24 protein-coding genes are annotated in these 19,693 nt (G+C 45.3%); 9 read left to right on the top strand and 15 right to left on the bottom strand.

Annotated elements, in window-relative coordinates:
• Positions 1-39 precede the first annotated feature (39 nt).
• The 4 genes from IEV98_RS11280 to IEV98_RS11265 form a co-directional block, all read right to left on the bottom strand.
• Positions 40-288, bottom strand: coding sequence for a hypothetical protein (locus IEV98_RS11280; protein ID WP_188505928.1), 249 nt, complete (start codon positions 286-288; stop codon positions 40-42).
• Positions 289-373: 85 nt separating this feature from the next.
• Positions 374-2,620, bottom strand: a complete 2,247-nt coding sequence (locus tag IEV98_RS11275; RefSeq protein ID WP_188505927.1) for an ATP-binding cassette domain-containing protein — start codon at positions 2,618-2,620, stop codon at positions 374-376.
• A 142-nt stretch (positions 2,621-2,762) separates the two neighbouring features.
• The gene (locus tag IEV98_RS11270) at positions 2,763-4,208 is read right to left on the bottom strand and encodes a serine hydrolase domain-containing protein (protein WP_188505926.1); all 1,446 of its coding nucleotides are present in this window, start codon (positions 4,206-4,208) and stop codon (positions 2,763-2,765) included.
• Between the two features lie 53 nt (positions 4,209-4,261).
• Positions 4,262-4,522, bottom strand: a complete 261-nt coding sequence (locus IEV98_RS11265; RefSeq protein ID WP_188505925.1) for a hypothetical protein — start codon at positions 4,520-4,522, stop codon at positions 4,262-4,264.
• A gap of 175 nt (positions 4,523-4,697) precedes the next feature.
• Here IEV98_RS11265 and IEV98_RS11260 point away from each other — a divergent pair, with 175 nt between their 5' ends.
• A complete protein-coding gene (locus tag IEV98_RS11260) occupies positions 4,698-5,306 on the top strand; it encodes a hypothetical protein (protein ID WP_188505924.1) in 609 nt (202 codons plus the stop codon).
• 111 nt (positions 5,307-5,417) lie between these two features.
• On the opposite strand, the gene IEV98_RS11255 is transcribed toward IEV98_RS11260, so the two are convergent.
• Positions 5,418-6,032 carry an alpha-ketoglutarate-dependent dioxygenase AlkB gene (locus tag IEV98_RS11255; RefSeq protein WP_188505923.1) on the bottom strand — a complete coding sequence of 205 codons (615 nt, stop codon included), beginning with the start codon at positions 6,030-6,032 and terminating at the stop codon, positions 5,418-5,420.
• A gap of 139 nt (positions 6,033-6,171) precedes the next feature.
• On the opposite strand from IEV98_RS11255, the gene IEV98_RS11250 reads away from it, so the two are divergent.
• Positions 6,172-6,480, top strand: coding sequence for a hypothetical protein (locus IEV98_RS11250; protein ID WP_188505922.1), 309 nt, complete (start codon positions 6,172-6,174; stop codon positions 6,478-6,480).
• A 47-nt stretch (positions 6,481-6,527) separates the two neighbouring features.
• Here the strand turns inward: IEV98_RS11250 and IEV98_RS11245 are convergent, their stop codons facing one another.
• Positions 6,528-6,977 (bottom strand): YdeI/OmpD-associated family protein, encoded by a 450-nt coding sequence (locus IEV98_RS11245; protein ID WP_188505921.1) that lies wholly within the window; start codon positions 6,975-6,977, stop codon positions 6,528-6,530.
• Positions 6,978-7,169: 192 nt separating this feature from the next.
• Here IEV98_RS11245 and IEV98_RS11240 point away from each other — a divergent pair, with 192 nt between their 5' ends.
• A complete protein-coding gene (locus IEV98_RS11240) occupies positions 7,170-7,586 on the top strand; it encodes a VOC family protein (protein WP_188505920.1) in 417 nt (138 codons plus the stop codon).
• A gap of 201 nt (positions 7,587-7,787) precedes the next feature.
• The gene (locus tag IEV98_RS11235; protein WP_229738688.1) at positions 7,788-8,384 is read left to right on the top strand and encodes a YdeI/OmpD-associated family protein; all 597 of its coding nucleotides are present in this window, start codon (positions 7,788-7,790) and stop codon (positions 8,382-8,384) included.
• A gap of 130 nt (positions 8,385-8,514) precedes the next feature.
• Here the strand turns inward: IEV98_RS11235 and IEV98_RS11230 are convergent, their stop codons facing one another.
• Both IEV98_RS11230 and IEV98_RS11225 read right to left on the bottom strand, forming a co-directional pair.
• On the bottom strand, positions 8,515-8,940 hold the full coding sequence (locus tag IEV98_RS11230; protein WP_188505919.1) for a DUF1810 domain-containing protein: 426 nt from the start codon (positions 8,938-8,940) through the stop codon (positions 8,515-8,517).
• A 160-nt stretch (positions 8,941-9,100) separates the two neighbouring features.
• Positions 9,101-9,895 carry a winged helix-turn-helix domain-containing protein gene (locus IEV98_RS11225; RefSeq protein WP_229738687.1) on the bottom strand — a complete coding sequence of 265 codons (795 nt, stop codon included), beginning with the start codon at positions 9,893-9,895 and terminating at the stop codon, positions 9,101-9,103.
• 200 nt (positions 9,896-10,095) lie between these two features.
• Here IEV98_RS11225 and IEV98_RS11220 point away from each other — a divergent pair, with 200 nt between their 5' ends.
• Complete coding sequence (locus IEV98_RS11220) at positions 10,096-10,635, top strand: hypothetical protein (RefSeq protein WP_188505917.1); 540 nt, start codon at positions 10,096-10,098, stop codon at positions 10,633-10,635.
• Positions 10,636-10,666: 31 nt separating this feature from the next.
• Here IEV98_RS11220 and IEV98_RS24695 read toward each other — a convergent pair whose 3' ends face one another.
• Positions 10,667-10,798: a DUF2281 domain-containing protein gene (locus tag IEV98_RS24695; protein WP_188506219.1), complete on the bottom strand. Its 132-nt coding sequence runs from the start codon at positions 10,796-10,798 to the stop codon at positions 10,667-10,669.
• A 158-nt stretch (positions 10,799-10,956) separates the two neighbouring features.
• Here IEV98_RS24695 and IEV98_RS11210 point away from each other — a divergent pair, with 158 nt between their 5' ends.
• Positions 10,957-11,721, top strand: coding sequence for a helix-turn-helix domain-containing protein (locus IEV98_RS11210; protein WP_188505916.1), 765 nt, complete (start codon positions 10,957-10,959; stop codon positions 11,719-11,721).
• A gap of 134 nt (positions 11,722-11,855) precedes the next feature.
• Positions 11,856-12,248, top strand: coding sequence for a DUF1398 domain-containing protein (locus tag IEV98_RS11205; protein WP_188505915.1), 393 nt, complete (start codon positions 11,856-11,858; stop codon positions 12,246-12,248).
• A 90-nt stretch (positions 12,249-12,338) separates the two neighbouring features.
• Here IEV98_RS11205 and IEV98_RS11200 read toward each other — a convergent pair whose 3' ends face one another.
• Positions 12,339-12,812 (bottom strand): hypothetical protein, encoded by a 474-nt coding sequence (locus tag IEV98_RS11200; protein ID WP_188505914.1) that lies wholly within the window; start codon positions 12,810-12,812, stop codon positions 12,339-12,341.
• 269 nt (positions 12,813-13,081) lie between these two features.
• Between IEV98_RS11200 and IEV98_RS11195 the strand changes: the two genes are divergently transcribed.
• On the top strand, positions 13,082-13,516 hold the full coding sequence (locus IEV98_RS11195; RefSeq protein ID WP_188505913.1) for a hypothetical protein: 435 nt from the start codon (positions 13,082-13,084) through the stop codon (positions 13,514-13,516).
• 15 nt (positions 13,517-13,531) lie between these two features.
• Here IEV98_RS11195 and IEV98_RS11190 read toward each other — a convergent pair whose 3' ends face one another.
• Both IEV98_RS11190 and IEV98_RS11185 read right to left on the bottom strand, forming a co-directional pair.
• The gene (locus IEV98_RS11190; protein ID WP_188505912.1) at positions 13,532-14,965 is read right to left on the bottom strand and encodes a S41 family peptidase; all 1,434 of its coding nucleotides are present in this window, start codon (positions 14,963-14,965) and stop codon (positions 13,532-13,534) included.
• A gap of 79 nt (positions 14,966-15,044) precedes the next feature.
• On the bottom strand, positions 15,045-16,955 hold the full coding sequence (locus IEV98_RS11185) for an AAA domain-containing protein (protein ID WP_188505911.1): 1,911 nt from the start codon (positions 16,953-16,955) through the stop codon (positions 15,045-15,047).
• Between the two features lie 179 nt (positions 16,956-17,134).
• Between IEV98_RS11185 and IEV98_RS11180 the strand changes: the two genes are divergently transcribed.
• Complete coding sequence (locus IEV98_RS11180; protein WP_188505910.1) at positions 17,135-17,359, top strand: CDGSH iron-sulfur domain-containing protein; 225 nt, start codon at positions 17,135-17,137, stop codon at positions 17,357-17,359.
• A gap of 34 nt (positions 17,360-17,393) precedes the next feature.
• Here the strand turns inward: IEV98_RS11180 and IEV98_RS11175 are convergent, their stop codons facing one another.
• Genes IEV98_RS11175 through ccoG form a run of 3 tightly spaced genes read right to left on the bottom strand, consistent with a single transcriptional unit; the run spans position 17,394 to position 19,692 of the window.
• Positions 17,394-18,098, bottom strand: coding sequence for a sulfite exporter TauE/SafE family protein (locus tag IEV98_RS11175; protein WP_188505909.1), 705 nt, complete (start codon positions 18,096-18,098; stop codon positions 17,394-17,396).
• A 6-nt stretch (positions 18,099-18,104) separates the two neighbouring features.
• The gene (locus IEV98_RS11170) at positions 18,105-18,308 is read right to left on the bottom strand and encodes a FixH family protein (RefSeq protein WP_188505908.1); all 204 of its coding nucleotides are present in this window, start codon (positions 18,306-18,308) and stop codon (positions 18,105-18,107) included.
• A 10-nt stretch (positions 18,309-18,318) separates the two neighbouring features.
• Positions 18,319-19,692, bottom strand: coding sequence for a cytochrome c oxidase accessory protein CcoG (gene ccoG / locus IEV98_RS11165; RefSeq protein WP_188505907.1), 1,374 nt, complete (start codon positions 19,690-19,692; stop codon positions 18,319-18,321).
• Between the last annotated feature and the right edge of the window lies 1 nt (position 19,693).

Genomic DNA, 19,693 nt, shown 5'->3' with positions numbered 1-19,693 from the left:
AGTGTATTTATTTTGCCAGGCCGTAAATTATTTCTCGCTTCAAAGCTCCACCCGGTAGCGCTTGAGGTCTTCCTCAGCGCATTGCTGCAGCAGCTCGTCTTCGATGATAAGCAGTTCGAAATCCTCGCCTTTCTTGGCGAGGTCGCCGGTGATGAATTCCTCTACGTCCCACTTTTGGGGTGTAACGACGCACGTGTCGTCGCCGCCTGCACGTTGCTCGGATACGAGCATCGTGTAACCCTTGGCCTGCAGCTGCTTGAGCAAGGGGATGGTAAGTTGCTGTTCCATATACGGGAGAACAACCAGCACGACGGAATTGTTGGCGAATGTTTCCCCCGGGGCATTATTGGAAGTTCCGCATGCTTGGAGTAATTCATAAATGTTGCCTCAAATATTTAGCCGTTATTGAAATGTTGTCTTTTAACAGGTCGGAAACAGTACCTGTGAACAAAATGTTTCCACCATATTTGCCCGCACCGAGACCAACATCAATTACCCAATCTGCTTGAGCAATAACATCAAGATTATGCTCTATAACAATGATCGTATTATCATTGTCAACTAAGCTATCCATAAAATCCAAGAGTTTTTGGGTATCGCTGGGATGTAACCCCGTGCTTGGCTCATCGAGGACTATCGTTTTATGGGAATGTTTCAATTCTTTGGTCAATTTCAGGCGCTGTCTTTCCCCGCCTGAAAAACTATCTAGCCGTTGGCCCAATGTTAGATAGTCTAACCCCAATTTAAACAGCGTATCAAAAGATGTGTAGTACAATTCATCAGGAAAAAATCCGATCGCTTCCTCAACGGTCATATCCATTATCTCTACAATATTTTTATTGTTATAACGATACTTTAACACCTGTGGTTTAAAACCGGAACCTCCGCATACCTCACATGGTTGTTCTATATCGTCCATAAACGCCAAATCAATTTTTTCCACACCGATTCCTTTACAATTTTTGCAGGCGCCTTCGCTGTTCCTGCTAAAAAGTTTATCGGATACATGGTTTGCTTTTGAAAACCGCTTTCTTATATCGTCGGATAAATTTAAATAGGTAAGCAGATTGGAGCGTATGTTTGTCGCAAATAGAGACTGATCAATAATCTTTATTTCGGGATGAAATTGGGGTAGCACCTTGTTAATCAACGTACTTTTGCCTGACCCGGCCACTCCGGTAACTACAGTCATTACCTTTTGAGGAATTTTTAAATTGATGTTTTTAAGATTATACAAATTACCATTTTCAATTTCTAAATATTCATTTGCAGTTCTTGGTCTATCTTTAATTTCAATTTTTTTTGTAAAATATGAGCCGGTCTTTCCCTTTGACTTTTTTAACCCTTCAAATTTGCCTTCATAGATAATTTCTCCGCCATGTTCACCTGCTTTTGGTCCCATATCAATAATCCAATCAGCGATTTTAATCAAATCGGGATCGTGCTCAACAATTAGTACCGTATTCCCCTTATCTCTTATCTGTTTAATGATGGACGTGATATTTTGTAAGTCTTTGGGGTGGAGTCCTATGCTTGGCTCGTCGAAAATATAGAGTAAGTCTGTTAAACTATTCCCAAGATTCCTTACCATTTTTATTCTCTGGCTTTCTCCCCCAGATAGTGTATCCGTTTTTCTATCTAAGGTTAAATATTGTAATCCGATGCTGATGATGTTTTCGAGCTTTCTTTTAAGTTCGATAAGTATAATTTCATAAGTTTTGGACTGTAGAGAACTGACAAACTCAAACAGTTCGTCTATCGAAAGTGCCGTACAGTCTGCAATGCTTTTGCCGTTGATTTTACAGGATAGGATGTTATCGTTCAATCGTTTACCATCACAAACCGGACAAGGCTTCGTTATAATAATAGTTTTCAATGCCTCTTTTCTTGTGATATTTTCCTTCGATTGCTTTTTTAGAAATGCTTTTTCAATACGTGGAATTACACCTTCATATTTTGCAGTTTTCCACCAACTCCTATTCGGATTCTCGGGCTTGTGTTCGGGAGCGTATAAAAGCAGTTCCCATTCTTTGGAACTGTAATCCTCCAACTTTTTATCATTCTCAAAATAGCCCGACTGCGTATATCTCATTAATCGCCAGCCCCCGGGTTGAAAAGTAGGGAAAGCTATTGCTCCCTCGTTCAAAGACTTTCGTTTATCGATAAGGGCATCCACATTGACGGTCTGCACAAAACCAAGCCCTTCACACTCCCGACACATTCCCAAAGGATTGTTGAATGAAAACACATTGGAATACCCTACAAATGGCTTTCCCATCCGGGAATAAAGTAGTCTTAAAGAGGAGTATACATCCGTGGCTGTTCCGACCGTAGACCTTGCATTTCCTCCTAACCGTCTCTGATTGATTATAATGGGAACATTCAAGTTTTCTATCTTATCTACTTCCGGCACTCCAATATGTTGCAATCGGTTTCTGATAAAACTGCCCTGTGTTTCGTTGAACTGACGTTGAGCTTCTGCCCCAACCGTTTCAAAAACCAACGATGATTTCCCCGAACCGGATACGCCTGTAAAAACCGTAATCTGATTCTTGGGTATCTTTGCGGAAATATTCTTTAGGTTATTTTGCCTTGCGTTTGTTATGATAATGTCGTTCATATTTATTAACTTCTGTAACAATTAATAATGCTAACCAATTTCATACCATGAACAAGACGAAATGAATTCGCATTAACTGCCCCGCGATTCCTTGGAGAGTCAAACAGCAGGTAGCAATCGAGAATAAATCTATTGGTCAGCCTTAGCCTTTGGTCAGTTCATAGCGCTCATCCCCAGCGCTGATGGTCAATTTTATAACACTGCCGTCGGATACTTCAACGAATTCAACGTCCAGCGGCATTGATTTGATGAAATAACGCGTTTCGGTAGCAGGATAAAGATTGGTTTTCGGCAGCCCCTCCGCCGGTGCTTCCACCTTCAATTGTCCGTTTTCCAAAGATATATTTACGGCCAAAGCCCCGGTGTAATGTCCAACGTACTTCCGCAGCGTTGCTTCAGCCACGCGGATGGTTGGCCGGTATGGGATGTATCCCTCCCATTCCCACGGTATGGTTATGCCCGCGAGGCATTCAACGAGCTCTTTATAAATGCTTTCCCCATTCAGGCTGTTCGATAGGATTACGAACCCATCCCCGTTATCGGGGAATCCGATCGTATAGTGCTCCCACCCGTCGTCGCTGTGTCCTTCTTTGAAGAAGGCGGGCCCTTTCGGGGTGTCAAACAAACCCCATCCCAGGCCATAGGATAAGCTTATGGACGCATAGCGGTCGGTCGTATCGCTGGCCAGCGTGGGAAACTGGCGTTCGCTCACAATCCGGATTTGCGGGGAAAGCATATCCTGTCTGGATTGCGCTGTCACTCCCCTGCCTTTCAAAAAAGCTGAAAAAAAGCGGGTATAGTCGGCAATCGTGGTGACCATGGAACCCGCTGCGTTGGCTTCTTCCCGTTTGATGATGGTCAAAACATTTTCATCGTGGTCATGCCCGGCAGCATGTTTTGACTCGAACCGTTCCTGCCACACAAAGCTGGAATTCCCCATCCCGAAGGGTTTGAATACCTTTTGCTGCGCAAGCTCCTCCAGTGTCTGCCCAGTGATCTTCTCTACCACGAACTGAAGAAGGTACATCCCCTCCCCCGAATAGGCATACCGGCTGCCTGGAGTAAAAAAGATTTTCAGTTTCTGGCTTCCATCGGGATTCAGCTGCCGCCAGTTGGGAAAGCCTGTGGTATGATCGAGGCAATGCCTGGCCGTGATGCTCTTCCAGCGGTCGTCGTCTTGAAGATCCTGGTATTCCCGGTATGTTGGCAATGGCTGTGGCAGGTATTCGTGCAGCGGCCGGTCGAGATCCAGCGTCCCCTCGTCCACCAGTTGCATCGCCAAAAAAGCAAACAGGGGCTTAGCAAGCGAAGCGGCATAGAAAAACGTGCTGGTATCGTTCAATTGCCCCTGGTTTTTGTAACCGTATCCGTAAGCGCGTACACCCTGCACCTCACCGGCATGGATGACGCCGATGGATAGCCCGGTTACGCCGGCTGTATCCATCAACCGCCGGACGACGCTGTCGACGGTTTCCATGGCGATGGCACTGCTGCCCGGACTACTCCTTTCGTGCGTTTGCGCCGATAGGGCAAAAGACCCGACTAATCCGATCCATAGGCCAATGGCTTGTTTACCCCAAGTCGTCATGTCATTCTGCTTTTCTGTTCGTTGTCAACGTATGCGCCATCAGCCGATATTGGCTACAACCTGTACCGCAGGGAGACGGCGTGCCAGATGGCCTGTGCAAACGCGGCATTGTCCGCGCCGCTTTCGAATCGCCAGCCATCACCTGAATTGACCAGTATATGCGGCTCGTCGTCGAGCCGGATGCGGAGGGTGTGGGCATAACGGTCCACTTCCTTCTGCAGCAGCCGCAGTTCATGGTCGGAGCCAGCGAATGTGATCCGTAGCGGCAGACCGATGTAGGCGGGCTTCTGTTCAGCTGAAATAAGCTCTTCCATGCGAATATAATTGACTACACAAAAATAGGACGAAACGGCCGATAGTTATCCACAATCTTCGAAATACCTAAAAATAGGTAGAACGGACATGAAAAATGTAAATACTGGTTTTCGTGTATTGATCACAGCGAAATTTACGTATAATTTAGTGAAGACATCATTTAACTAAAGCGCGATGAAAAATCTGTTCATTATTTTTGCATTGGGGTTCTTACTTATCGGTTGTTCTAAAGACGAATCCAAAGTTATTGAGAATGACAATTTCGAAACACTTTATGGCGGCAGACCGTATGTCGGTACAGCACGAGGTATTCGATCACAACAAAACGTGGCGGATTATACTTGGAATGGAGAGGGGCGGGTGGCAGTGATTGAAAGTAACAATGATTCTATTTCTGTGGTATTTATGGCTGATTTTGATGATGAAGGAGAAATTAACCTCAAGTTTCGGGGTAAAATGCATGGCTCCGAATTGAGATTGGAAGCTGAAGGTAGTGATAATTATTTTGTAATTAGCCAGGAGGAGATAGCGGGGCAATTTGAAAACGCAGGTCAAAGCATGGCATTTGATGGGGTTTTCCAGCGTGGAAAGGTGGATCTAAACGTGAACGTACTTTTTAAGCAGACTAATGGCGCCTTCGCTGCTGGATCGACCTTAAATTTACAGTTAAATACAAGTCGGGAAATTCCTACTGAGGGAGACAATGGACCGGGTTGTGATATGCGACTCGTTCCAATCTGGGGTCCAGCTGGCATGACCATGGGCATGGTACCGGATTGTTAGGCAAGTTTTATTCCGGACTTAGTATTTCCAGTGTCTTGCCATCGGAAATGCCTTCGAAGTACTTGTCAAGTACAGCTCGAAAAACCGGCATACCGCTGTTCCCGAGAGGACTTAGGTCAGCATTTTCAGGGTTCGCAGCGTTATTGAATACCGTGGTGTCTTTACGGGTGCAATGCTGTGTTCCCAATCGCTCCGCGCTTCTCCGCTCAGCACGTAAAGCGACCGGCGCCTCACTGGCAGTGTAATGATGGAGCCTCGGCCCTGCCGTGTTTTCTCGTAGGGCCGGAAGCGAAATCTGCAATCAGACATCAGGGATATGCCGATAATGATGTCGAATGGCGGTGCATCCCGGTGCCAATTGATTACCGCCCCGGGCGGATATTCGGTTACTAGCATTTCTTTGATATCTGCGGCGGGCACATTAAGTTGCTTCGCTACGTGCTCCAAAAGCGCGGTGAAGCCTTCGGGAATCGGCCGACCTTCTGTAATCGTCCGGCTGTCGAAATGGTAATCATATCCAAAGCTCCTTACTTTCCGCTTGGCTTCATAGCCCTGGAAAATCAGTGGATGTAAATCCAACCGGCTGATTTCTTCCAACAGTGCTTGTTCTTGCTCTTGGGACAGAAATGGCTCAATGTAGCTGAATCCACGCAGCGCTTTTTCCTCAGCCGGAAAGAGGGAAGTTTGCGCCACCATTATTTGCGCTATGGTAAGTTGCTGTTTCATATACGGAAAAACAACCGGTACGGTGAATTGTTGGCAGAATGTCCGGATGCGATGATGGCGCGAAAATCCCACTCTGCATGGAATTGTAGCGGTGACGACCGTCAAAGCAATTGCGTAACAAAGAAGCTATTATCTTAAAATGAAACTGATTCAGGTTTTTGTGCCCTTAGCGGATAACAAGGGCGATCATTTTCCGGAAAGTTACTTTAACGAGCTCAGATCGGCCTTCAAGGAAAAGTTCGGCGGGGTAACCATTTTTAAACAAATGCCCGTGGAAGGATTTTGGAAAGACGCGGACGAAAATACAGAGAAAGATAGGTTGGCTATTTTCGAGGTCATGGCTGAGGCATTGGATACGGCGTATTGGAAACAATTGAAAGTGCAGCTCGAAAAAAAATTCAGTCAAAGGGATCTACTGATCCGGCACTGGAACGTAAAGGCAATTTGAATTTCTACAACCGGTACCGCAGGGCGACGGCGTGCCGATGATGGCACTTACTTTTTGCCGGCAATTAACTCGCTGATCGATTTATCAATCCGCCGTTGCAGTGTCTCCGGCGTCTTTGCGGATCCGATCGATTCGGCGTGCACCCGCTGCCTGCTGTAGGAAAGCGACTCGAAAAAACGCTTTGCCGCCGGATTTTCATCCAGCGCCTTTTGCAAAGCATCTGGTACGGTTACTTTCCGTTCTTCCGTATCCAGCTCGATCGTGACATCAAGCGTGTCGCCGCCTTTCACGCCGGATTCGGCACGGACGGTCGAATTGACTCCCACCATGTATCGTCCACCCATGACCGCAACGGTACTGCGGTAGGTGTAACCTTTGAGCGTCACCTTGACCGGCGGTCGCTTGCCTGCTCCCAGTTCCTCAATAATGGCATCGGGGATAATGATGCCCGCTTTGTTTTTCCCCTCGGAATGGATCGTTGTCTTAAATGTTGCCATAATCGTTTAAATTTAATTAACTCATGGGTACAAAGTTGAGGTGATTTCTGGAAATCCGTCCGTGTTGAATACGACAACATTACGGGGTGAATACGACATACTGTGATTTACTGAGATGTTAATGTAACGCAATGTCAGGACAAGACACCCGCTGAATCAGCGTTTTTTTTTATTTTTGATAAAAAGGCAAGTATGAATACTAATAACGCATTTAAGGTTGATTTTTATATTAACTACGCAGGTCGTTGTGAAGAAGCATTTAAGTTTTATGAAGAGTATCTTGAAGCGAAAATAACTAATATGATGTTTCACGATCCAGTCCCTCCGAATTTTCCTAAAGAATGGCCAAGACCAGTACTTCATTCAGTTTTGGAAATTGGTGGCAATGTACTTAGAGGCTCTGATATTGCTCAAGCCGAACCAATGCGGAGTGCTTATCTTACATTGATTACAAATACGCCGGAAAGGGCAGATGAAATCTATGAAGTACTTTCCAAAGATGGAGAAGTTTATATGAAAATCGAGAAAGACACATTCTTCGCAAACAGATTTGCAATGTTTCGAGATAAATTCGGAACTGCTTGGATGCTTATCAATGAGAAAGAATAAATGACCTTGCAAGAATATTTTGAGCGCTATCACTACTCTATTTTTGAACCCTGACATAAGGCTGTCACTCAGCAGGAATAAGTTTGCATCATTAATTAATCTTTAAAAGATAAAATATGGCAAACGAAATTAACTCAAGCAATTTTGAAATGGTTGGCACAATAACATGCTTTATAAAAAACTTGGAACCACCGGTAAGCAATGGAACAAAAAAAGCTTATGAGTAAACTAAATGCAATTCCAATCATGGAATTCAAAACAGCTGAGGCATTTGAATATTGGCTCGTAACGAATCACGATAACTCATATGGTCTTTGGATCAAAATATTCAAGAAAGATTCGGGGAAAAAGACCATCAGCTATGCTGAAGCACTTGACGTAGCGCTTTGCTACGGTTGGATCGATGGACAAAAACAAGCATATGACGGACAAGCATGGCTACAAAAGTTTTGCCCCCGAAACGCAAAAAGTATTTGGTCCAAAATAAATATTGGACATATCGAAAGATTAATTAATGAAGGAAGAATGACCCCCGCAGGATTAAAGGCTGTCGAAAAAGCCAAAGCTGACGGTAGTTGGGAAAAGGCATACGATCCTCCGAGCAAAATGACTATCCCTGAAGACTTTCTAAAAGAACTTAGCAAAAACAAAAAAGCAGAAGCGTTTTTTAGGGGTCTCAATAAGACCAATCTGTTCTCCATTGGATTTCGCCTTCAGACCGCAAAAAAACAAGAGACAAGAGAAAAGCGTATGAAAGAGATTATAGAAATGCTGGAAAAAGGTGAGAAATTCCATTAATTGGTAGCGCCTGCTATGGTATAACGCTCACCGACAATCTTCACTGCCGATAGGTCATCGGTCAATTTCGCCAATTCATCTACCTTAAACTCGTATGTTGCTGAAAAGAACTATTTAAGCAACGGCCCGCCTATTCCGGACTTAGAATACCCAAGGTCTTGCCATCGGGAATGCCTTCGAAATACTTGTCAAGTATGGCTTGGAAAACCGGATCGGCATCAGGCACCACTGAAAAAAGCGTCATGCACGATCGGAGCTTGAGGTCGTCTGGCGAGCCGAAGACCGCGGTCGCATCATCGGTGGCAAGACGGAGTAGCTCGTGGGAGATTTCAACCAGCCTTGGTCCCAAAGCCGGATGGCGGAGATACGCATCGGCCTCTTCCCTATCCCGGATCGCATAGTAGCGCGAGGTTTCACTGAACCCCAATCCAGCTAGCTGCGGAAAGATGTACCACATCCAGTGGCTGCGCTTGCGGCCGTTCTTTATTTCTTCGAATGCGGTTGTGTAGTGCCGCTCCTGCGCCATGACAAACCGTTGTAACTGATCATCCGCCATGATTCGTCATGCTTATCTATTCATTTGCCCAAAGACCGTGCCGTGCAGCTAAGTTGGACGGCATACTGATGGCCAATATGAAGCGGTAACAAAGGTCAATGAGCGGCCTCCCGCCTTCAGCGGAACGATGTATTGTCCCATTAAAAGCCCGCGTAGAGCGCTAAGCGCTAATTTCAAGCTTATATCCTTTGCCGCGTATAACAACAACGTTGATATTAGGATCAGGTTCCAGTTTTTTTCTGAGTTTTGAAATAAACATATCCAGGCTGCGCCCCACAATAACACCTTCGTCTTCCCATATCTCTTTTTGCAACCGGCTCCTCGCTATGACCTGGTTAGGAGACAATGCGAAAATAAGCAGCAAACGCGCTTCCGTGTCAGTCAGGCCTATGGTGCTTTTATTTATTACCAGTTGCCGTTCCTGCACATCAAACAAGACCGATCCAAAAGTTAAAATACCGGTATTGTGATTGCCAGGCTCGGCTTTTCGAGGTTTAACCGATCTAAAAAAAATAAAACCAACAAATGCTAAAATTGACAGGCTGCCGAAAATATAGCCATTCTTTGCGGTATCTATTGGTGCCGGTTTAAATTTAATGTTGACCAGGTAATGTCCTTTGGGTTGCACTCTTCCCCTACAAGCTATAATATCATTTCTTTCATCGTTGGATATTGCGTATCCATAGGCTATACTGGAGTTGCTATAGTTCAGAACATTAACAACATAATCACTTGCGAGGGGGTCTTTGGCCAACAAACGCCGGGTAGTATTCACCAGCGAATCCGGTTGAAAAGTAAGCTCATTCTCAAAGCTGATCTGGTATTCATTTTCGGCGATCTTTTTTACCGGAAGAACCCTTGATTTACTGTCGCCCGATTGCGTGAGTAGTTCATCTCCTATCCTCCGAAGCAAAACTTCCCTCCTGGCAATATCAAAGTCGTCACTGCCGGTCATACTGACAGTCACGTATGTTGCGGAGAGAAAAAGGAGCAGTATCAATCCCCACAGGTAATTGCGTTTCCCGGAAAGTAGATTTCGGCTAAAAGACATACCATTTTACGATTTATTTACAAAGGTTACATTTTTATTTACAATTCAAATTCCTCAGGCTGAAATATATCAAAGTAATTTTGTTGGACAAACTTTGAAAGGATATGAAAAAAATCATTTATGCGCTGATCTTACCGCTGGTTGTGGTAAGCGGATTAGTATTTGCGAATCGCGAAATTAACAATGAAACTTCTAAGAAGCCCGGCCCAAAGCCGCTTACTGCTGCCGAAAGGGAGGCCGAAATGAAAAAATGGAAGGCTACCCCTGAAGGCACGAAGTTCACAATATGGGCAGTTTCTCCCGAAGGTAAAAAAGTGCTTGCCACCGCTGCTAAAATAAGGGAAAACATTAATGAGTATACGAATATGGAGGCTGTAGTAACCGCTCTTTCTCTTCCGCCAGGCTCAAGATTAGGTTTCGGTGTGATGGCCAGGATCAATGGTGATGACTATATTATAAAATTTGAGCCGGAAAAGTCTCAACTTGAACAATTGCATAGCCTGAAAGTTAACGACAAGATAATTGTAAGAAGCCATAATGTATCGCACGCGCCCAAGTATTCATACCCAATAATATCAGGCGAATATGTAGAACGAGATGGGAAAGTAATTTATAAACATGTCCCTCGCGAAGACGGTTGCTGAGGAAATAAATTAGTATGTGGTTTCGTGCAGATTAAACAGCTGTCTTTTGTTTTTTCTTGTATTTTAAAAAAGCCACGAAATCCGACACCTCTTGCTTGAGATTAGCCGGTAAGGAACTGATTTCTGCAAATAACTGAACATCTTTTGCACTTTTCGTTGGCACTTCAATCAGATCATATGGAGTATTGAGTAAATTCTGATCCCAATGCAACTTTTTTCCTTTGCCGATTTATCAATGGCAGAATGGAATTGAAGAATGCTCCCGAAACGCCGGATGAACACCTTAATGGACATTTTTGTATATTTACTTTTTGATACAAAATGAAATTCGAGAAACATTTTCCGGCTGAGCGATTAAGGCCCTACATTAAATACGTCGTAGTGTCGGAGAATGATATGGAAAGTGAATACAAGGTTCTGCCATCCGCTGGTTTGGTTATCGGTTTTCAGTATAAAGGACAACTTGCTTCAGTAAAAAACAACGCTGAAAGTAAGTTGTCTTCCGCAAGGATTACGGGGCTTACAGACAGCTACAATATCTTTAAAAATTCTGCGAACATAGGAACCATATTGGTTTATTTTACCGAAATCGGGTTTACGCATTTTGCTTCTCATCCAGCCCATGAACTTTTTAACCTAAGCCTTTCATTAGCTAATACTTTTGATAAAAATGAAATAACGGAAGTTGAAGAAAAATTAGCGATTGCTAGCACCGATAAACTTCGGATAAAAATCGTAGAGCAGTTTCTACTATCCCAACTCAAAGACAGACAAACAGACAAACTAATTGTTGAAGCGGTTAGACTCATTTACGGAAGTAATGGAACTATCCGCATAAAAGAACTGAACGGAAGACTATGTATCAGCCAAAGCCCATTTGAAAAGCGGTTTAGAAAAGTGGTTGGAACAACAGCCAAAAAATTTGCTTCCATTGTTCGCTTCAACGCAGTTCTTGACAATCTGAACGAAACCAAAACGCTGACAGAAATCTGTTACGAAAACAATTTCTTTGACCAAGCTCATTTTATCAAAGACTTCAAACAGTTTACTGGCGACACTCCCGAGAATTTCAAACGCTTGTTGTAAAAAACGACTTTTTACAATTACAGACGTTTTCGTCACCGCATCTTTGCACCGTAATCTTCATGTAAAGACAACTGGTAAAATCAAATCATTGCGTGTCACTCAATAAATCGTTTAACAATTAAAATCAAGGAAAAATGTTTACAGTGGAACAAATTAAAGCAGCGCACAGCAAAGTGCAATCAGGTGCGGACTTTCCGTCTTACATAAAGGAAATTAAAGCATTAGGTGTTACCTATTACGAAACCTTTGTAACAGATGGACACACAGATTATTATGGGGAAAATGATTACAAGACCGCTTCGCCCGCAAGGTATGAACCCTTGACTATTGCCCCTGAATGTAACAAAGAACAATTCAAAGCAGACTTAAAGAAGCATCAACAAGGCAAAACGGACTATCCGACTTTTATCGGAATGAGCGCAAAACTTGGTGTCGAAAAATGGGCGGTTTGTATGGAAAAAATGACTTGCACGTATTACGACAATGCGGGAAACGAAATTCTGGTTGAAGAAATTCCGCAACATTAAAACGAACAGTATATATTCTTGTATACGAGCATGGTATAGCCCCCCGGATTGTCGGCGGAACGTTCAATTGATCGCACTTACTTTCTATCGTTACGAATAGCGCTTGCGACGGAGACGACCATTAAAGTCATAGTTGACACGCTTGCTGCCCACACGTCGAATCCGACCTGCCATGTCGTAGTCGATGCGGTGTTTGCCAACTTGCCGGACGCGGCCTTTAACATCATAGTCTATACGTGCTTCACCGATCTGACAGAGACGACCATCTAAATTATACTGCACCGAAGTGCTATCAACTCGTTTGATGCGGCCTTTAAAATCATATTCAATGTGGATATTCTTCGTTTGAAACAGCTCCGGCTCAAATGTCGTCAGTTTCCCTTTGCTGTCGATCACCAGATAAAACGGTCCTTCCCGCAACACAATATCGGGCGAATGGGGATTTTCTCTTACTTTGATCTTTTGGCCATTCGCAAGATTTATGATAATCAGCACAAGGAACGTAAGTGTTATCGCCTTGAAAGAGCAACCTTGGCTCTTTAACCCGCGCAGTTCAAAACCCAATCGCGTGACGATTTACGGGTGTGAATTTGCTCATTTCAATTTCGCCTGCTTGCTCGGATACGAACGCGATATAGTCCTTGGCGTGTGGATGCTTGAGCCAAGGAATCATCAATTGCCATTTCATATCAGCGAAACAATCGATGCGGCAGATTTGTTGTCCGGAATATTCAATATAACCCCTGCCTGACTTTTTTTTGACGTTGTTGATGACCTTTCGTCAGATGAAGCGATTTACCTTTATTAATAGTTATGATTTAATCCAATTTTATATGAAAGCAAACGTTTTATTCATTGTTTTTTTGTTTACACTATCCAGCATGCTTGCTTGCAAAAAGGATGGCCTGTCTGCAGCGGAAGCGACTGAGGTCACGACCTTGGAAACAGAGTATATTGCCGTGAGCGGGATTACCGATGTCGACTATGCCTTCAACCTTCGTTTCGAAAAGGCATCTGGCATAAAAGAATATGGCATTGTATTTATACCGTGGATCAATGAAAAATCAGAGACAACGCCAACTATTGACGGTGAACATGCGGTACTTATCCCGTTTGAAGATACGCCAGCGACCGCGGGCGCGGTCATAACCAAAAAAATGACCTTTTATTTTTTTGATTTCAACAATGCCAATTACAGGGCTTACGCGATCCTAAAAAATGGCACAGTAGTCTACGGCGAAACACTTTACTTTGCGCTAGGCAGTTGATGGGCGGGGTATTACTTAAGGAATCTTAGATAGATCCTCCATTACGTAATCAATCCAATTTGCTTGCTCTTCGTCAATAACCATTTGCGGAGTAAACCCTGTTCTGTCGATCGGATTTGCATCCGTCCATGAGGATTTCTCAATCGGTATGTACAGTTTAAACGCATCAAACGGAAGTTTTGTGGGATTTGACATTCCTGCATAATCCATCATCCCGATTGTAGGTTGACCATAGGTGATCACTTTTTTACTTTGCTTAGCTAAATGGAAGAAATATTCCGTTGAACTGCCCCCCAACTCATCCACCAATATCGCGACCTTTGCAGGTTGTTTTAGAACAGAATCCAGGGGAAAGCTTACGCTGGGTAAAGGGTAAAATGTTTCGCTGGTTTCCGGCAATTCCTTGTAGGTTTTTCTATATTGATTTAGTGTTTCTTCGGGAAAATATTTTTTGTAATCATCCGGTATCGGATGGTTAACAAAACCGTCTAGATCTTGAAGCTTCTTGGATACATTCGCTTTCGAAACCCGCAGGTACGTCTCTCCTTGGTCTATTTGATTGGTAGCCAAATAGGGGATTAAACTCACCCAGCCTGAACTGCCGCCACCATTTCCCCTGAGGTCAATAATGAGGTATTTGGTATTCCTGATAGCTGAATCGCTCTTCGTAACAAGTTGATGAATGGCACCTTCATTGTTTTCGAAAGTAGGGATTTTAAGATAGCTAAAATCGCTATTCAATTTTTTGAACAATAGCCCATTATTGTTCCCACGCCAACTTTCAAACTCCTCCTCCTCATTCCCGGACAGGGTTACGCCTGTTTTTGCCCAAAGCTGAAAATTCCAGATTTTCAGCAAATTGCCTATTTTCTTTGCAGGGATGTTCACATTGATATTTCGGTTATACAATTTGGTCGAAAAGTTACCGCCATTTTTAACCAACGTGAAGTAAACGAAGCCTTTCGGGAACTGATCGTTTTCAGACGATCGCTTAATGGCCTTATAGGTATTTTTTCCTTGCTTGATAATGGCAATTTCTGTATTGTTTACGTCTCTCCAAACGCCTTCGATTGAATGATCTCCAGTTTGTCCGAATTGCTTATCCGTTCGGTGCATATCGTCGATTACCGAGCTATCAATCTGAGCGTTGTATTCGATTCTGAAGTGCTTGTCATAAAAGAAATTCACATATTCTTTCAATAGTAAATAACAATCCATGGGTGTGTTCGAATCGACCGCTTTTTCTTGCAGTGTATTTTTCAGCTGGCTGTATCGTACTCGGTTTGCGGGCTTTATTTTATCGGGAAAGCCGGCATAATTTTCTTCTGTTTTTTGAATGGTCTCTTGCAGATTATCCAAGCAGTTGCATCGCTCTTGCCCAAAAGCAACAAATGAAACGAAAACAGCGGAGATTAGGAGTGGATGCTTAATCTTCATATGGTCTGCCATAGAAATAGTTAATTGATGATGAACAATCAAAATTACTCAAAATTCCGATAGATGGATTAATTTACTATTCACACCACTCCTAACCTCCACTATGCCATTCCCATACACTGTGATGCTTGGCCAAAGAGCCGATGAAATCCAGAAACCCGCCGTAAAAATCATGGTATCCGATTGTGCTGCTATCCCCAATCACAATCAGCTTTTTCCGGGCACGGGTCATGGCTACATTCATCCGCCTGGTGTCGGCTAAAAAGCCGATTTGCTGCGCTGCATTGCTCCTTGTCAAACTGATGTAGATGACGTCTTTTTCCTGGCCCTGGAAACTGTCTATGGTGTTCACTTGCAGCTGTTCTGCATAAGGCCGTAACCGATCGTCCTGCGCGATGATTTCACGCAGATAAAGTGATTGGGCGCGGTACGGCGTGATGATGCCGATGCTTGGAAAGGCTGGGTCCGTAGGCGGCATGCCCAGGTTTGTTACAAAAGAAGCAAGGTGATTGCGTAAAAAGTGTGCCTCTTCCGGATTGGAAATGGCGTGATCAACGACGGTTTCCTCAAATCCGGCACCCGCGGTATCGATAAACATAATCGGGCTGTCATCGCCGCGCAATGTCCGATGGGCAACGGCAGGCGCTGCCTGTAACCGATCTGCGTAGAAAGCCATAGCGGGGTATTTCATAATCTGGGCATTCATCCGGTACTGCACATCCAACAGCGATACGTGGGCAGGATGTTGCGCAACTAATTTTTCGAACAGGGTGTGGTATAATCCCCCGGTGGCCAGACGGTTGGATTTGACCGTAGGCGGTAACTGGCAATGGTCACCTGCCAGGACGACGCGATCCGCTTTCAGGATAGGGATCCAACAGGCCGGTTCCAGCGCCTGCGCAGCTTCGTCGATAATAACGGTTTGGTACCGCCGATCGCGAATGGTGTAATGGTTGGCACCCACTAAGGTAGCGGTGATTACTTGCGCCTTGTTAAATACATCCTGAACAACATAATCCAACAGCTGATCAATCTCTTTCCGGATTTTACGCGCTTCGTCAAACAGCGCCTTCCGTTGATCCCGCTCGGCCTTTCCGAAATGGCGTTTGTATTTATGCGCCATATCCATATATGCCCGGGCCTGCTTCTCCAGGATCTTGATCGTTTTATGGGAGGCGTGGTTGTCTACCTGGGCATCCAACGTGAGTTCCTGTAAATGCTCCGAAACTTTTACCGGGTTGCCGATGCGGACTACCGACAAGCCGACCGCGTCAAGGCGCTCCGTCAGCACGTCTACGGCCGTATTGCTCGGCGCAACGATGAGGAGTTGATGCGGCCGCTGCTTCAGGAGCGCTTGTACGGCATAGACCAGCGTCGTCGTTTTACCCGTGCCGGGAGGCCCATGCAGGATAGAGAGGGGGCTTTCGCCCAGTATATGGGCTATCGCCTTGTTTTGGCTGGGGTTTAGGCGGTCGTTTTCATAAGCCGGATTGGGAGTCGCCTCGCGAACATCGGCTTCGCCCAGGAGCTGCCTGATCAGGTCGCCTTGTTTTTTATCGGTAAGCGCGAGGCTGGCTTCGTGCAGTGCTCGATGCATTTCTTTGTATGAATTCTCATCGAACAGCAGGTCGACCCCGAGCCTACCTCCACGGCTCCATGCAGGAAGTTCGTCTACGCGAGACGAAATCCGTAGGATGTCACGACCGGCAAATGCAATGATCCCTTGAAGCCGATCCTGCTGCGGATTATGGTTTGAAAACAAGGAGACGGGCATGCCGAACCGGAACCGATGCCCCGCTTCGGTATGGTTGTTTTTGTTTACCGTGATGGTGAGGTAATCACCCAGTCCTAATTCGTGATTGGTTATCGCAACGGGAAACCAGGTAACACCAAGTGCAATCCGTTCCTGAACGGAGCGCTGCTGCAACAGTGCTTCGTGCTGGGCTTTATCAAATGCCTGTTCCTGATCCAACAACGTCGCCAACTCATTAAAATACTTCATAAGGGAATCTGCGATATCAATGCTCGCAAAATACGGTCTTTTTTAATGAATATTTTGGTAATCCTAGCTCCATTGCCAGGTAGCAGGGATATACGCACGGTATAATGTTTCTAAACTATAAGTAGATGGCTATTGATTAGTTGGATGTGCTATTTTTGGCGGAATAGAAGAAAAACTAAATGGCGAAGACTAAACTAACAATCAATAACAACGGATCGGTGAGAATTGAAGGCGACTTTGAAATCGTAGACAGAAATGGTGATGCCTATGGCCTACAAGGTAGGTCCGTACTTTCCATTTGCCGTTGTGGGCTTTCAAAAAACAAACCCTTTTGCGATGGATCACACAACGGGCACTTCGAGCATGAGGCGATAGCTTTTGATCTGCCGCCAAAAAAGGCATAACATCATCGAATTAAACTACTAACGGCCGCTCCAGCTACTTTAACGTACCGCAAACAATCGCGCCCTTCGGATAGATCAACGGGCTCAGGTAGGGAATATTGAGGTTAGCGCCACGTAGCAGGAACCATCCGCCCATTACGATGCAGAGCATAGGCAGCCAAAAAGCGAAGTTGAAACGCGCACGGAACTTGGCGAAGCTACCCAGTAGGGATACCGACAGCATGGCCGGCCAGGTACCCAATCCGAACAACAGCATAAACAGCCCACCGCCGCCCACAGAATCGGCACTGAGCGCTGCCGCCAACGCCATATATACCATGCCGCAAGGCAGGAGGCCATTAAGCATACCCACCACCAGGTGCCCACCCGGTCGATAAAGCCAGTATCCGATCCATCGGGTCAATGGGCCGACCAGCTGTTGCTGCAGGCGGGAAAAGCTGTCGAAGCGTTTTCCGAAAAGGGAGAACAGCCCCATGCCGACCAGCAAAACTCCGGTAATGAGGGTTACCCCTTGTTGCCACGCTTTGATTTCAAATACCCGACCAATTCCGCCTATGGCCAATCCAAGCAGTCCATACACCATCACACGGCCGAATTGATATCGTAACTTATTGCTTACCACCTGCCAGGGGCTGTGAGACTGTCCATCGGAAAACGCCAACACCAGCGGTCCGCACATCGCCACGCAATGTAGGCTCCCAAACAGCCCCATGAAGAATGCCAGCGTATAATAGCTCATGTTTGCTTATTGCTTTGGCGAAACTTGCACCGTGTCTGTGGATTGATGCATGGAATCAATTTTTCGCAAGTGATCGTAATTCAACCCGCGTTCGTAATAATCTTCCGCAACCAGCGAGTCGGTATCCTTGCTCACCATGTATATGCCAAACGACACAATCAGTGCCATGAAGAGTGCCAGTGCTAATGCTATTCTCGTTCCCCAGTTCATTCGCTATCAATTATTGCCCGCCCGGTGGCGCCACAAAGGTGGTTTTCATCGTCTCAATCACTTTCCCGTCTGAGACCACGCCGATCTTCACATCGGTTTTGTACGTCGTTATCGATTGCTGTGGGCTGATCAAGAAAAAAGTCAGTTGTGCCGTAGCGCCAGCTTTGAGCTCGGCCACTGGATTGACTACCCGGATCGTCATACTCCCCCCTATTGCTTCCAGCGTAAACGGCATGTCGGTACTGGTTTTATTGATTAGCTCCAAACTGTACAGGTTGCTCACCGTGCCGTCTTCATGGACCTGATAACTGCTGCCTTTTGCACGCAGCAACGTACCGTCAACCTGCGACCGGCTGAAAATGAGCCATCCGAACACGGCGATGAGTACGCTTAGCACCGCCGTATAGGCGATGGCTCGTGTGTTTCCCGGCTTTTTGGCATTTCCTTCGATCTCATTGACCGAAAAGAAGCCGATCAGACGTTTTGGGCGATCTAATTTTTCCATGACCGCATCGCAGGCATCGATGCAGGCGGTGCAGCTTACACACTCCATCTGCAGACCATTCCGGATATCGATACCTGTGGGGCATACCTGAACGCACAGGCTACAGTCTACACAATCGCCGATAGCTTGTTCGGCGCCCTTTTTCCGATGACCACGTGGTTCGCCCCGGCGATGGTCATAAGCAATGGTTATGCTTTGGTCATCCAATAATACACCCTGCAGCCGCCCGTAAGGGCAGATTGTTGTACAAACAATTTCTCGCAGATAAGCAAATACGCCATAAAACACCAACGTAAACAAGATAATTGAAACAAATCCACCAAGATGCTGGCTGACAGGATCTGTCATGATCTTCCAAAGCTGATCGACACCGATGATATAGGATAAGAAAATATTGGAAATCATAAAAGAAATGAGCAAAAAGATCATATGCTTAGCAACCTTCTTCACATACTTACCTGTCGTAATGGGCTCCTGATTTAGCTTTTTCTGTTGTGTCCAATCACCTTCGATCCAATATTCGATGCGACGGAATACCAACTCCATAAAAATGGTCTGGGGGCAAGCCCAGCCGCACCATACACGACCGTAAACCACCGTAAATAAGACGATGCATACCATGGCAATCAGCATCCCGAACACGAAGATATGTAGATCTTGCGGCCAGAATACACTCCCGAACAGCACGAACTTACGCGCGATGATATTGAACAATAGGAACGGTTCACCGCCGATTTTGATAAAAGGGGCAGCAATAAAGAACGTCAATAGGGTATAACCAAACCATTGCCGACGGTTGAACCACCTGCCTGCCGGCTTTTTGGCATAAATCCAGTTGCGTTTGGGTTTTGACTCCGCGGCCATTCCTGCTGTACCCATG

The sequence above is a fragment of the Parapedobacter pyrenivorans genome (assembly GCF_014636865.1).
In the GTDB taxonomy this organism is placed as follows: domain Bacteria; phylum Bacteroidota; class Bacteroidia; order Sphingobacteriales; family Sphingobacteriaceae; genus Parapedobacter; species Parapedobacter pyrenivorans.
Note: the sequence above shows the minus strand (reverse complement) of the source record. Positions and strands in the feature narration are given on the sequence as shown.